The sequence below is a fragment of the Brevundimonas sp. SH203 genome (genome assembly GCF_002157625.1).
Taxonomy (GTDB): domain Bacteria; phylum Pseudomonadota; class Alphaproteobacteria; order Caulobacterales; family Caulobacteraceae; genus Brevundimonas.
In genome coordinates this window covers 199,863-213,655 of record NZ_BDMM01000005.1, presented here as the reverse complement: position 1 = coordinate 213,655, position 13,793 = coordinate 199,863, and the positions used below count along the sequence as shown (strand labels likewise).

Annotated in this window: 12 protein-coding genes; 7 read left to right on the top strand and 5 right to left on the bottom strand. The window is 69.3% G+C overall.

Annotation, left to right across the window (positions count from 1 at the left end; all coding sequences use genetic code 11):
- Positions 1 to 29: 29 nt before the first annotated feature.
- Positions 30 to 1,001, top strand: a complete 972-nt coding sequence (locus tag SH203_RS12220) for an alpha/beta fold hydrolase (protein WP_087121212.1) — start codon at positions 30 to 32, stop codon at positions 999 to 1,001.
- On the opposite strand, the gene SH203_RS12215 is transcribed toward SH203_RS12220, so the two are convergent.
- Positions 998 to 1,990: an LLM class flavin-dependent oxidoreductase gene (locus tag SH203_RS12215; RefSeq protein WP_087121211.1), complete on the bottom strand. Its 993-nt coding sequence runs from the start codon at positions 1,988 to 1,990 to the stop codon at positions 998 to 1,000. The two genes, SH203_RS12220 and SH203_RS12215, sit on opposite strands and share 4 nt — an antisense overlap.
- Before the next feature lie 102 nt (positions 1,991 to 2,092).
- On the opposite strand from SH203_RS12215, the gene SH203_RS12210 reads away from it, so the two are divergent.
- The 6 genes from SH203_RS12210 to recA all read left to right on the top strand — a co-directional run bounded on the left by SH203_RS12210 (position 2,093) and on the right by recA (position 7,905).
- A complete protein-coding gene (locus SH203_RS12210; protein WP_087121210.1) occupies positions 2,093 to 2,383 on the top strand; it encodes a ribonuclease in 291 nt (96 codons plus the stop codon).
- Between the two features lie 78 nt (positions 2,384 to 2,461).
- A complete protein-coding gene (locus tag SH203_RS12205) occupies positions 2,462 to 2,959 on the top strand; it encodes a hypothetical protein (RefSeq protein WP_087121209.1) in 498 nt (165 codons plus the stop codon).
- Positions 2,956 to 3,759, top strand: coding sequence for a phosphatase PAP2 family protein (locus tag SH203_RS12200; protein WP_234989491.1), 804 nt, complete (start codon positions 2,956 to 2,958; stop codon positions 3,757 to 3,759). Before SH203_RS12205 ends, SH203_RS12200 begins: the two co-directional genes overlap by 4 nt.
- Position 3,760: 1 nt before the next feature.
- Positions 3,761 to 4,720 carry a right-handed parallel beta-helix repeat-containing protein gene (locus SH203_RS12195; RefSeq protein WP_087121208.1) on the top strand — a complete coding sequence of 320 codons (960 nt, stop codon included), beginning with the start codon at positions 3,761 to 3,763 and terminating at the stop codon, positions 4,718 to 4,720.
- Between the two features lie 76 nt (positions 4,721 to 4,796).
- Positions 4,797 to 6,644 (top strand): M20/M25/M40 family metallo-hydrolase, encoded by a 1,848-nt coding sequence (locus SH203_RS12190; RefSeq protein ID WP_087121207.1) that lies wholly within the window; start codon positions 4,797 to 4,799, stop codon positions 6,642 to 6,644.
- A 178-nt stretch (positions 6,645 to 6,822) separates the two neighbouring features.
- Positions 6,823 to 7,905, top strand: coding sequence for a recombinase RecA (gene recA / locus SH203_RS12185; RefSeq protein WP_087121206.1), 1,083 nt, complete (start codon positions 6,823 to 6,825; stop codon positions 7,903 to 7,905).
- 416 nt (positions 7,906 to 8,321) lie between these two features.
- Here the strand turns inward: recA and SH203_RS12180 are convergent, their stop codons facing one another.
- The 4 genes from SH203_RS12180 to SH203_RS12165 form a co-directional block, all read right to left on the bottom strand.
- Entirely contained in the window at positions 8,322 to 10,514 is a 2,193-nt protein-coding gene (locus tag SH203_RS12180) for a 3-hydroxyacyl-CoA dehydrogenase NAD-binding domain-containing protein (RefSeq protein ID WP_087121205.1), read from the bottom strand.
- Between the two features lie 176 nt (positions 10,515 to 10,690).
- Positions 10,691 to 11,896 carry an acetyl-CoA C-acetyltransferase gene (locus SH203_RS12175; protein WP_087121204.1) on the bottom strand — a complete coding sequence of 402 codons (1,206 nt, stop codon included), beginning with the start codon at positions 11,894 to 11,896 and terminating at the stop codon, positions 10,691 to 10,693.
- Between the two features lie 207 nt (positions 11,897 to 12,103).
- Positions 12,104 to 12,328 (bottom strand): hypothetical protein, encoded by a 225-nt coding sequence (locus SH203_RS12170; RefSeq protein WP_087121203.1) that lies wholly within the window; start codon positions 12,326 to 12,328, stop codon positions 12,104 to 12,106.
- A gap of 59 nt (positions 12,329 to 12,387) precedes the next feature.
- A complete protein-coding gene (locus SH203_RS12165) occupies positions 12,388 to 13,629 on the bottom strand; it encodes a PQQ-dependent sugar dehydrogenase (RefSeq protein ID WP_087121202.1) in 1,242 nt (413 codons plus the stop codon).
- Between the last annotated feature and the right edge of the window lie 164 nt (positions 13,630 to 13,793).

The following is a 13,793-nucleotide window of genomic DNA, read 5'->3' as shown; positions in this document are numbered from 1 at the left end:
AACGTGGCGGGCCGCCACCGGAGGATTGGATGCGAACGCGGCTTATAAAGACCGACGGCCTTGTCCAACAGGTGCTGGAAGGCGGGTTCGAGAACGACAACGCGCCGCTGGTCCTGCTGATCCACGGCTTTCCCGAACTGGGGATCAGCTGGCGCGCCCAGGTCCGGGCGCTGGGCGAGGCGGGCTATCACGTCGTGGCGCCCGACATGCGCGGCTATGGCGGGACCGACAAGCCCGAGGGCGCGGCGGCCTATTCGATCCTGAACCTGGTCGGCGACATGGTCGATCTGGTGCGGGCGCTGGGTCGGACCGAGTGCGTCGTCGCAGGCCACGACTGGGGCGCGCCGGTCGCCTGGCATTGCGCCCTGCTGCGGCCGGACGTGTTTCGCGCCGTCGCGGGCCTGTCGGTGCCGTTCCAGCCGCGCCGCATCAAGGGGCCGCCGACGGCCGCCATGGCCGCGATCTCGAAACGGGCGGGGCTGGGCGACCTCTATATCGTGCGCTTCCAGGCGGCGGACGCGCATCGGGCGCTGGAGGCCGATCCGGCGACGACCCTGCGAAAACTGTTCTACGCCTATGACGGAGCGACGCCGGCGGATCGGCGCTCCACCGGCTTCATGCCCGAGGGCGTGGCCCTGCTGGATGTGATCGCCGACGACGCGACCCTGCCGCCGTGGATGAGCGCGGATCATTTCGACGAATATGTCCGGGCCTTCTGGGCCGGCGGGTTCGACGGGCCGCTGAACTGGTATCGGGCGCTGGACCTGAACTGGTCGCTGACGGCCTTCGTGCAGGACCAGACGATCACGCCGCCCGCCCTGTTCGTGGTGGGCGAGGACGATCCGGTGCGCCATTACGCGGGCGGCGCCGAGGCGGGGCTTAAGGACTGGGCGCCGAACCTGACGCGGTCGGTGGTCGTGCCGGGCGCCGGACACTGGATTCAGCAGGAACGGCCGGACGTGGTGAACGCCCTGCTGCTGGAGTTCCTGCGCGGGCTTTAGGCCGCCAACCGCCCCCGCGCCTCGGCGACGATCTCAAGGCTGCGGATGCGGGCGGCGTTGTCGAAGGCCATGCCGGTGATCATCAGCTCGTCCACCCCGGTCAGGGCGATGAAGTCGGCCAGTTTGCGTTCGACCGTGTCCGGCCCGCCGATGGCGGAATAGAGCAGGCGGCCGCGAGCGCCCTCGATCTGTTGCGGCGTCAGGACGGTCGTGATGTCTTCCACCGGCGGGGGCAGTTTGCCGGGTTTGCCGGTCGAGAGGCGGGCGAAGCTCTGCTGCATGGAGGTGGACAGGCGCACCCCCTCCGCGTCGGTGTCGGCGGCGAAGACGTTGATCGCAGCCATGGCGTGGGGCTTGGCCAGGCGGTCTGAGGGCGTGAATTCGCGGCGATAGAGCGCCAGGGCATCCAGCAGCAGTTCGGGGGCGAAATGGCTGGCGAAGGCGTAGGGCAGGCCGAGCTGACCGGCCAGTTGGGCGCTGAACAGGCTGGACCCCAAGAGCCAGATCGGCACGCGCAGGCCGGCGCCGGGGACGGCGCGGACGGGCTGGGTCTCTGAAGCCGGTTCGAACCACTGGATCAGTTCGACCACGTCGCGCGGAAACTGGTCGGCGCCTTCGAAATAGCGGCGCAGGGCGCGGGCGGTCGCGCCGTCCGTGCCGGGCGCGCGGCCCAGGCCCAGGTCGATCCGGCCGGGGAACAGGGTCTCCAGCGTGCCGAACTGTTCGGCGACGACCAGCGGGGCGTGGTTGGGCAGCATGATGCCGCCCGAGCCGACGCGGATGCGCGCGGTCCCCGCCGCCACATGGCCGATGACGATGGCGGTCGCTGCGCTGGCGATGCCGGGCATGTTGTGGTGTTCGGCCAGCCAGAACCGTTCATAGCCCAGCCGGTCGGCGGCCTGGGCCAAGGCCAGGGTTTCGTCCAGGGCGCGGCGGGCGTCGCCGCCTTCGACGATGGGCGACAGGTCGAGGACTGAGAACGGGATCATGCCGACTAGATCGGGGCTGGCGCGCCGGGTTCAAGGGCGGGGGCGGGAACCGCGAGGGCGTCGGACGCTTTAAAGCGTCTCCACCCATGAAAGGGCCGCGCCATGACGGACGCCGACGCCACCCCGCCCGAAACCCCCAAGCTCGACGTTGAATGCGACGACGCGCGCGAAGCCGCCGACATGGGCGAGCGCCCGGATCTGGGTCACAAGGCCGACACCCTGATCGACGCCCTGGACGGCAGCGATTCCGGCTCGGACACGCGCGCGGGCTCGCTCAGGGGCGGATCGGCCGGCGGGTCGGACGACGACCCGGATTCGCGCAAGATCAACGCGACCCTGGCCGCCGAAGGCCGCGCCGAGGCCGATCCGGCCGAGGGCGCAAGCAAGGAATAGGCGCACGGGCGCCTTGCCGCCGCCGCAAGCCTGCGCCACGGTGGCGCTTAGACCCTTCGGTCCAGGGACGCTTCTTCGATGATGCTTCGTTTGGCGGCGGTTTCCGCCGTTGTTCTGTTCAGCCTCGCCGGCTGCGATCGGGCGGATGCGCCGGCCCGGCCGTCCGCAAAGGTCGAGACCGCCGCGCCTGAGGCCCCGGTCCCTGCGGCCCACACGGACGTCGTCGCGACGACGGAGGCGCCTGCGCCGCCCGCTGCGGCCGACGAGGCGCCCGCGTTCGCCGTCCTGTATCCCGGCGCCCAGGTCGACGGCGCGCCCCTGACCGCGAACGGCGCGGCCGGGCCGGGGGGGCTCGTCACCTTCACCACCGACGCCACGCCGGATCAGGTCGTGGCCTTCTATCGCCAGCGGGCCGAGGCGGCCGGGCTGAAATCCGTCACCGGCATGAACCAGGGCGAGGCGCGGGCCTATGGCGCGGCGGGCGCCGCGGCCGACGGCCCCTCGCTGCAGATCGTCGCCGCGCCCAGCCCGGACGGCGCCACCTCGGTCCATATGAACTGGAGCGCCGGCTCGTGATCGGCCGCGCGGCGCGGCTGGCGTCGGCGGCGGGCGCCGTCTTCGTCCTGGCCGCCTGCGCCGGATCGCCGAAGCCCGTCGTGACCATGCCCCGCGACGGCTATCTGTCGGCGGGCGTTCTGGACGAAATGGCCGCCGCCTCGCCCCCGCCGCCGGCCGCAGGGTCCGCTCAGGATCTGTCGGACAAGGCGACCTCGGCCCGCTATGTCGCGCTGGAGGACGGCGACCGCTGGCTGCTGGCCACGTCCCATGCCGAGGTGCGGCCGCCGCTGGCCCTGCAGCATTTCGATTGCGCCCTTGGGGTTCGGCTGGGATCGGCCGAGACGCCCGTTCTGGACCGGATGATGGGCCGCATCTTCCATGACGCCGCCAGCGTGGCGGAACAGGTCAAGGCGCGTCAGATGCGCCCCCGTCCGGTGGCGGACGATCCCCGGCGCCGCGCCTGCCAGACGCTGGACGCGGCCGGTCGAGGCAGCGGCTCCTATCCGTCGGGCAGCGCGGCGGTCGGCGTGGCCTATGGCGAGGCGTTCGCGGCGCTGGAGCCGGATCGCGCCGAGGCCGTGCGCCGCATCGGCCATGAAATCGGGGTCAGCCGCCTGGTCTGCGCCATGCACTATCCCAGCGACGTGGCGGCGGGCGAAACCATCGGCCGTCAGGTCGCCGTCCGGGCCGTCGCCGACCCGGCGTTTCAGACGGATATGGCGGCGGCGGAGGCCGAACTGGCCGCCGCCCGCCGCACGGGCCTGACCAATCCCGGATGTGCGGCCGAACGGGCGACGCTGGCGACCGTCCTGCCCTGAGATGGCGGGCTGGCTCGCCCTGGCGGTCGCGCTCCAGTCGACGCCGCACCTGCCTGCGGCTCGGCTCTGCACGGCGCAGGAGCTGGGAGAATTGACCACGCCGTCGGACCAGCCCTATCGCCTGACCTGCCGGGCCGAGACGTCCGGGCGCGACGTGCGCCGCCGGGTGCTGATCGAGGGACAGGCCGCGTCCGGCGCGGCGCTGGACTGCGGCGGGGGCGAGATCCGCGCGCCGGGCCAGGCGACCACGAGCGCGCCGACCGTGGCGATCTGGTCGCGCCGCCAGGGCGATGGCTGGTCCCGGCCCCGCGACGTGGCCGTTCGCAACTGCGGCGTCGTCGGCAATGTCCGCATCTGGGGCATGGGGGCGGGCGGGTCGATGCGCGACCTGCGGGCCTCGTCGCGCACGGCCGGCCATACGCGGGCGGCCCAGTCGGCCGCGCCGATCAATGTGGTGCTGGACCGGGTCCGGTTTCAGGGCGTCGGGACCATTCCCCTCTATGTCGGGCCGGGGGTGACGCGGACCACGGTGACGCGCTCGCGCTTTTCCGGCCGGTCGACCTCGGTGGCCCTCTATCTGGACGCCGAGAGCGCCGGCGCCCTGATCCAGGACAACGATTTCGACATCCGCACCGGACGCGAACAGATCGCCGTGGACGGATCGGGCGCCAATCGCATCGTCGGCAACCGGCTGGCTCTCGGCGGGCGGGGCGGGGTCTTCCTGTACCGCAACTGCGGCGAGGACGGGGTGATCCGCCACCAGACGCCGTCCTATAATCAGATCACGGACAATGTTTTCTCCGGCGCCGGCTGGCTGAGGCCGCGCGCGGTGGTGATCGGGTCGCGCGAGGGGCGCAGACCCTATTGCGGTGACGACCGGGGCTGGCCTTTCGGCTCCAGCATCGACGACGGCGACGGGGCCACGGGCAATCTGACGGCGCGCAACACCGTTCGCCGCTGATGGGGCGCCCCTTGCGCCGGACGGCCGCGCAGGGCTGACTGGACGGATCGAGACGGATCGAGACGGGGAGAAGACGATGCGGCTGATCCTGTTGTTCACGGCGCTGGCTGTCGCCCTGGGTCTGGCCGTGGTGGCCAGCCAGACGCCCGCGCCCCTGCCCATCTCGACCCCGGCCGACGCCTTTTCCGCCGGGCGGGCGATGGCGGATGTGCGCGAGATCGCCCGCGTCCCCCATCCGGTCGGGTCCGAAGACCATGCGCGGGTCCAGACCTATCTGATGGAGCGGATGACGGCCCTAGGCCTGAACCCCCACATCCAGACCGGCCCGCTGTCGCCCCGCGCGGTGCAACGGATGGCGCGCGAGGGACGCAGTGCGAACGGTCTGGCGGCCGCCAATCTCGTCGGCGTCCTGCAGGGGCGCGATTCCGGTCGGCCCGCCGTCCTGATGATGGCCCATTACGACAGCGTGCCCGGCTCGCCCGGCGCGGCCGACGATGCGACGGGCGTGGCGGCCATTCTGGAGGCCGTCCGCGCGATCAAGGCGCGCGGCGGCGCCGACCGCGACCTGATCGTCCTGCTGACCGACGCGGAGGAGCTGAACCTGGACGGAGCGCGGGTCTTCTTCGCCGCCCATCCGTGGCGCGACCGGGTCGGCGCCGTCGTCAATCTGGAGGCGAGGGGCGGCGGCGGACGGGCCATGATGTTCGAGACCGGGCCGGGCAATGCGGGGACCATCGCCGACTACGCCCGCGCGACGCGCGGTGCGACCGGCGGCCCGTCCAGCAACGCCCTGGCGGTCTTCGTCTATCGGTCGATGCCGAACGGCACGGACTTCACCGTTGCGGCGAACAGGGGGCTGGCGGGGATCAATCTGGCCTTCATCGGGCGGCCGGACCAGTACCACTCGCCCGCCGCGACGCCCGACGCCCTGGATCAGGGCAGTCTGCAGCATATCGGATCGCAGGCGCTGGAGGTCGCGGACGTCTGGCTGCGCGCGCCGGCCCTGCCAAAGGCGACAAAGAACGCCGTCTATGCCGACCTGTTCGGCCTGATGGTCGTGCGGCATCCGCCGATGGCGGGATGGGGGCTGCTGGCCGTCGCCGCCCTGGCCGCCGGTTTCGCGGTCTGGCGGGTGCGGCGCGTCCTGGGCCTGCGGCTCGGCGCGGTCGTTCGCGGCGCGGCGGACGGGCTGTGGTTGATGGCGGGGGCGGTGGTCGCCGGGCAGGCCGTGCGCGTTCTGGCCGGGCCGGTGGGTGGTCGGGTCCAGTCGCCGGAGACCTATTACACGCTGCTGCGCCGCCTGCCGGTGCTGGAGATCGGCGTCGTGCTGGCCCTGTCCGGGCTGGCGTTGCTGACCATTATGGGGCGGGCCGGCGGGCGGGGCGTCGCCCTGGCCCTGGTCGCGGCGGCGGCGCTTACGACGGTTCTGGGCGGCGTCGATCCGGTCGTGCTGGGCGCGGCGGTCGTAGCGGTCGGCCTCAGCCTGTGGCCGCACGCGGAGACGGAAACGCCCTGGGAGGGATGGCTGGGGCTGATCGCGTTGGTGCTGGCGATGGGTGTCGTGGTTCAGGCCCTGGCGCCCGAGGCGGCCTTCCTTCTGATCTGGCCGGTTCTGGTCGCCGCCGTCGCGGCCGCCGCTGCGGGGCTGATCTCCCCGCGTCTGGCCAAGGGCGCGGCGCTGATCCCGGCGGCTCTGGCGACGGCCGGGGTTGGCGGCTGGCTGCTGATGCAGGGGCATGGGGTGTTTCTCGGCGTGGGCATGGACCTGCCGGGGGTGCTGGGGGTGATCGCCCTGCTCGTCGCGCTTCTGGCCCGCCCGCTGGCGCCGGGTTCCGGCGGCGGGAGGAAGGCGGCGCCCCGGATCGCGGGCGGGCTGGCGGCGGGGGGTCTGGCCGTGGGTCTGGGCGCACGACTGATCGCGTGATCTCGACCGCCTTGCGTCAAAATCGGACGTAAGAGAAAAGATGTTCTCGTTTTGATCAAGAGAACATCTTGTGAACAGGAACAAACCATGCACATATCGGCCTCACGAAACGGGGGCGGGTCCAGGCGGGTCTCTCCCAAGCTTAATGACGGGAATCATGGCAAGGGAGACGAAGGCGATGGCTTCACAGGCGGCACTCAAGTTGGTGGGCAAGGACGACGGCGACAAGCAACGCGCCCTGGAGGCGGCGATCGCGCAGATCGACCGCGCCTTCGGCAAGGGTTCGGTGATGAAGCTCGGCAAGGCCGGGCAGGTGAACGAGATCGAGAGCGTCTCGACCGGTTCGCTGGGCCTGGACATGGCGCTGGGCATCGGCGGCTTGCCGGTCGGGCGGGTGATCGAGGTGTTCGGCCCCGAATCCTCGGGCAAGACGACCCTGGCCCTGCACACGGTCGCCGAGGTGCAGAAGAAGGGCGGGGTCGCCGCCTTCGTCGACGCCGAACACGCGCTGGACCCGGTTTACGCCCAGAAGCTGGGGGTGAATCTGGACGATCTGCTGGTGTCGCAACCCGATACGGGCGAACAGGCGCTGGAGATCGTGGATACGCTGGTCAGGTCGGGCGCCGTGGACATCGTGGTGATCGATTCCGTCGCGGCCCTGACGCCGCGCGCCGAAATCGAGGGCGAGATGGGCGACAGCCTGCCCGGCCTTCAGGCGCGTCTGATGAGCCAGGCGCTGCGCAAACTGACGGCATCGATCTCCAAGTCGAAATGCATCGTCCTGTTCATCAACCAGATCCGTCACAAGATCGGGGTGATGTATGGCTCGCCCGAGACGACGACGGGCGGAAACGCGCTGAAATTCTACGCCTCGGTGCGTCTGGACATCCGCCGCACCGGCGCGATCAAGAACCGCGACGAGGTGGTCGGCAACACCACCCGGGTCAAGGTGGTCAAGAACAAGGTCGCCCCGCCGTTCCGCGAGGTCATCTTCGACATCATGTACGGCGAGGGCATCTCCAAACTGGGCGAGATCATCGACCTGGGCGTCAAGGCCGGGGTGATCGAGAAGTCGGGCAGCTGGTTCAGCTATGACTCCACCCGCATCGGCCAGGGCCGCGAGAATGTGCGCGAGTTCCTGAAACAGAACCCCGACATCGCCGCCTCCATCGAAAAGGCCGTCCGCGCCTCGACCAACAAGATCGCCGACGAACTGCTGGGCACGCCCGAGCCGGATGAAGGACAGGATCTGGAAGGCTGAGGCCAGGACAAGGGGGGCGAGCGGCCGGGGCGGACTTTCTTTCAGTCGCTCGGCCGGCGCCCGGACCTTTACCGCTACTCCGTCGCCCCTAGCGACCCGCCACCGACCCCCGCGAAGGGCGGCGGAGCGACCCGCTCGACCTCTGCGTCGGGCGGGTCTTTTTCTTTGCGGCCTATCGCGCGTTCGCGCTGCTTGAGGTCGGGTCCAATCTATCCGCTCATCCCGGCGAAAGCCGGGACCCAGTGCTTTGGGTGATTCAGCGCGTCCTTGGATTGGGCTGGCCAATCGAACGCACTACCGAGTGACAGAACTGGGGCCCGGCTTTCGCCGGGATGAGCGGGCGGAAGGGGCGCTCAAACGAAAACGGGCGACCCGAAGGCCGCCCGTTCCATCGTCTTGGCGCTGTCCGCGGCCGATCAGGCGGCGGCCTTCTGCGGGGCGAACTTGCCGTAGAAGGTCTCGTTCCTGGCGGCCATGTCGCGCAGCAACTGCGGAACCTTGAAGCGGTCGCCATAGGTCGCGGCCAGACGGTCGGCGGTTTCCACGAACTTGGCCAGGCCGATGCCGTCGATCATGCTGATCGGGCCGCCGGTCCAGGGGGCGAAACCCCAGCCCAGGATGGCGCCCAGGTCCGCCTCGCGCGGATCGTCGATGACGCCCTCTTCCCAGCAGCGCGCGACCTCGACGGCCTGGCGATACAGAAGGCGCGTCTTCAACTCGTCGATCTGGGCGAAGGCGGTCGGCTCCTCCGGCTGGTCGATGCCCTTGGTGGTCGGGGCCAGTTCGGACAGACCCGTCCAGATCGTCTTGGGCTTGGTGTCATAGTCGTAGAAGCCCTTGCCGTTCTTGCGGCCGAAGCGTCCACCCTCGACCATCCTGGCGACGATGTCGGCGCCTTCGGTCGGGACATATTTGTCGCCCAGATCGAGCGCCGTCTGTTTGGCGATCTTGTAGCTGAGGTCCAGAGCGACGTCGTCGTGCATCTCCAGCGGGCCGCGCGGCATGCCGGTCATGCGCCCGACATTGTCGATCAGGGCCGGGCCGTAACCCTCCTCCAGCATCGCCATCCCTTCCATCAGGAAGGTGGAGAAGCAGCGCGAGGTGTAGAAACCTCTGGAGTCGTTGACGACGATCGGCGTCTTCTTGATCTTCAGCACATAGTCCAGCGCCTTGGCGATGGCGGCCTGACCCGTCTTCTCGCCCAGGATGATCTCGACCAGCATCATCTTGTCGACCGGCGAGAAGAAGTGGATGCCGATGAAGTCCTCGGGCCGGACGCTGGCCTCGGCCAGACCCGTGATCGGCAGGGTCGAGGTGTTGGAGCCGAACACGGCGCCCTCGGCCAGCTGCGCCTCGGCGCGTTTGGTCACATCGGCCTTGATCTCGCGGTTTTCGAACACGGCCTCGACGACCAGATCGGAACCCTTGATCAGATCATAGTCGGTGGTGGCGGTGACGGAGCCGAGCAGGGCGTCATACTTCTCTTGCGTCAGCTGACCACGCGACAGACGCTTCTTCAGCAGTTCCTCGACATGGGCCTTGCCCTTGTCGGCGGCTTCCTGGGTCTGGTCGATCAGGATGGTCTCGATCCCGGCGAGGGCCTGCACATAGGCGATGCCCGCGCCCATCATGCCGGCGCCGATGACCGTGACCTTCTTCGGATCGGATTTGGGCACGCCGGCAGGGCGGACGGCGCCCTTGTCCAGCTCCTGTTTCGACAGGAACAGGCTGCGGATCATGGCCTGGGCCTGCGGCGTCATCAGGGTCTTGATGAAGTAGCGGGTCTCGATCCGCAGCGCCGCGTCCATCGGAACCTGGGTTCCTTCGTAAACGGCCTTCATCAGGTTCACCACGGCCGGATAGTTGCCGTAGGACTGTTTGCGCAGCATGGCGTTGCCGACCATGAAGTTCTGGATGCCCGCCGGGTGATAGGGGCCGCCGCCGGGCAGTTTGAACGACTTTTCGTCCCACGGCTGCACAGCCTTGCCGCCGTTCCTGATCCAGGCCTTGGCGGCTTCGACCGACTGGCCCTTTTCGACCACCTCATGGACGATGCCCGCGCCCTTGGCGTCGTTCGGGCGGAAGGACTTGCCCTCGCTCATGGCCATCATGGCGTTCTGGACGCCGACCAGACGGGTCAGGCGCTGGGTGCCGCCGCCGCCGGGGAACAGGCCGACCTTGATCTCGGGCAGGCCCAGCTGGATCTTGTTGTCGTTCTCGACCACGCGGTAGTGGGCCGCCAGGGTGAACTCCAGCCCGCCGCCCAGCGCCAGACCGTTGATCGCCGCCGCGATGGGCTTGCCCGAGGTTTCCAGCGCGCGGAAGGCGCCGTTCAGCTTCCAGCCCGCGTCGAACGCCCGCTGCAGGTCGCCGCCGCCGGCCAGCATGCCGCCCGCCATGTCGCCCAGGTCCGCGCCGGCGCAGAAGCCGGACGCCTTGCCCGAGGTGATGACCACGCCCTTGATGGCGTCGTCGGTCTTGATGCGCTCGACCAGTTGCGGCGCCTCGGCGATCACCTTGCCGGTCAGGGTGTTCATCGAACGGCCCGGCACGTCGAAGGTGACGAGCGCGATGCCGTCGGCGTCGATGTCGATCTTGAAGTTTTCCATTGGCCGAAGGCCCTTCATTTTTCAGCGTCAGCGCAAAGGCTGACCGTGCTGGTTCATCACGACGATCACGGCGGGAACACGACGGGCGCAACGGGAACGGTCTCGTTGTGATCGCTGTGAGTACGTGGCGTCCGTTGTGATGAACCCTCGGATGAGCGCTGGCGCGCTCGATGAAATCAAACCCGCTCGATCACCGTGGCGGTGCCCATGCCGCCGCCGATGCAGAGGGTGATCAGGGCGGTCGACTTGTTCGAGCGTTCCAGCTCGTCCAGGGCGATGCCGGTGATCATGGCGCCGGTGGCGCCCAGGGGGTGGCCCATCGAGATGCCGCCGCCGTTCACATTCATCTTGGCATGGTCGATGTTCAGGGCCTGCATGTAGCGAAGGACGACGGCGGCGAAGGCCTCGTTCAGCTCCCACACGTCGATGTCGTCGGGCGTCATGCCCAGCTTCTTCAGCAGTTTGCGGGTCACATATTCCGGGCCGGTCAACATGATCGACGGCTCGGAGCCGATCGAGGCGCCGCCCAGAATCCTGGCGCGCGGCTTCAGGCCCAGGGCCTGACCGGCTTCCAGCGAACCGATCAGAACGCCCGCCGAACCATCGACGATGCCGGACGAATTGCCGGGGGTGTGGACATGGTTGACGCGCTCGACCTCGGGGTAGCGCTGGTTGATCACGCCGTCGAAGGCCATTTCGCCCATCATGGCGAAGGAGGGGTTCAGGCCGCCCAGGGTCTGCATGTCCGTATTCGGACGAATGGTCTCGTCATGATCGAGGATGGTCAGGCCCAGTTGATCCTTGACCGCCAAAACCGAGTTCTTGAACCGGCCCTCGGCCCAGGCCCTGGCGGCGCGCTTGTGGCTTTCGACCGAATAGGCGTCCACGTCGTCGCGGCTGAAGCCGTATTTGGTGGCGATCATGTCCGCCGACACGCCTTGCGGCACGAAATAGGTCGGGAAGGCCGAGGACGGATCGGTCGGCCAGGCGCCCATGTCGGACCCCATCGGCACGCGGCTCATGACCTCGACGCCGCCGCCGACGGCGAAATCGGCCTCGCCCGACTTCACCTTGGCGGTGGCCATGTTCACGGCTTCCAGGCCCGAGGCGCAGAAGCGGTTGACCTGAACGCCCGCCGTGTCCTGCGACCAGCCGGCCGACAGGACCGCCGTGCGGGCGATGTCGGCGCCCAGTTCGCCCACCGGCGTCACGCAGCCCAGGATGACGTCGTCAACCTTGGAGGTGTCCAGATCGTTGCGGTCGCGCAGGGCCTGAAGCACCTGGGTCGCCAGGCTGAGGCCGGTGATCTCGTGCAGCGAGCCGTCCTTCTTGCCCTTGCCGCGCGGGGTGCGGACGGCGTCGTAGATATAGGCGTCAGCCATGAGAGGCGTCTCCATATGGGCCCCGTGGACGACACGCGATGGCGCGCGGCTGGAGGGCGAGGTCGGTCGAAGCGTGGACGCCAAAAACCCTACGTTTACGTCAACGTCAAGTAATAAGCCGCGCGAAGCCTGTCCACGTCAGGCGCGCGGTCGAGGATCGCTGTCTTAAAACGGGCGGCGAACCGACCAGAGTCGCTGCCGGTATGCCTAGTTGGCGCGGGGAATCCGGGTCGCGCCACCGGTGATGGTGCAGGCGTATTCGGTTTCCGGCCGCCCGGTCTGCAGGCCCGTCGGGGTCAGTATGCCCTGACGCTGGGTGCAGGTCTTTTCCAGCGCGTCCAGGTCGCGCTGATACGGGCTGACGCCGCCGGTCGTGCCGCAGGCCGCCAGCAGCGGCAGGGCGAGGGCGGCGGAGAGAATGAGGATACGCATGGCTCGGTTGCTCCCTGTGGGACGCACGCGCCCCGGCTTTGTCCCCCGGCGGGATCAGACTACTGCGTCGCGGCCAGCCTGACCAGCTTGCCGTCCTGCTCGTCGGTGATGGCCCAGACCGCGCCGTCGGCGGCGACCGCCACGTCGCGGATGCGTTCGCCCAGATCGGTCAGCAGACGCTCCTCGCCGATCACGCGATCGTTCTGGATCACCAGACGGGCGATGTGTTTTTCCTTCAGGCCCGCGACCAGCAGGTTGCCGTTCCAGCCGGGGAACATGGCGCCCTGATAGAAGGTCGCCCCGCCCGGCGCGATCACCGGGTCCCAGTAATAAACCGGCTGTTCCGTGCCCGGCGCCTGGGTCGCGCCGGCGTTGATCCGGCCGCCCGCATATTCGACGCCATAGGCCGCGTCGGGCCAGCCGTAGTTCAGACCGGCCTTGTCGATATTGACCTCGTCGCCGCCGCGCGTGCCGTGTTCGATGGTCCAGACGGCGCCGGTTCCTGGCTGGATGGCGACGCCCTGGACGTTGCGATGCCCCAGGCTCCAGATCTCGGGCCGGGCGCCGGCGTGGCCGACGAAGGGATTGTCGGCGGGTACGGAGCCGTCGGCGTTGATGCGGATGGTCTTGCCCATGTGCGAGCCCAGATCCTGGGCCTGGGGCCGCATCGGCTTGTCGGATCGCTCGCCCAGGGTGACGAACAGATGTCCAGTGGGGTCGAAGGCCAGGGACGACCCGAAATGTTTGTCGCCGTCATAGACGGGCAGGGCGCGGAAGATGACCTGGACGTTCTCCACCCGCGATCCGTCGTCGGACAGTCGCCCGCGCGCGACCGAGGTGGCGTTTCCGCCCTGACGCGGCTCGGCGTAGCTCCAGTAGATCATCCGATCACGGACGAAGTCGGGGCCGACGATCACGTCCAGCAGGCCGCCCTGACCGCGCGCATCGACGGCGGGCAGGCCCGCGACCGGCGCGCCGATCTGGCCTTCGGCGGTGATGAGGCGCAGGCGGCCGGGCTTTTCCGTCACCAGCCAGCGCCCGTCCGGCAGGGCGGCGAGGCCCCACGGATGCACCAGGCCCGAGGCGACGACGGTGTGAGCCATGGCCTGTTCGGTCTTCACACCCGGCGCGCGGGTCTGGCCGGCGAAGGCCGGCTGCTGGTCGGGATTGTTGGCGGGCCGCGTCTCCAGCGGGGCGCCGGGCTGGGCCTGAGGCGCCGAGGACGCGCTTTCGCCGTTGGCCCCGCAGGCGGCGGCGAGGACGAGCAGGGAGGTGGACGCGGCGGCGACGATCAGGCGCATGGCGCAGGCTCCGAAAAGGCGAGGGACGGCATCGAACGAAAACGGCGGCCTGGACGCTACCGTTCCGCCCGGAGGCGATCATGCGCCCTATCGCCGCACGATCTGGATCGAGACGACTTGAACCCGACGCCCGACGGCGATATAGGCTCGCCTCCTTCGCGGCC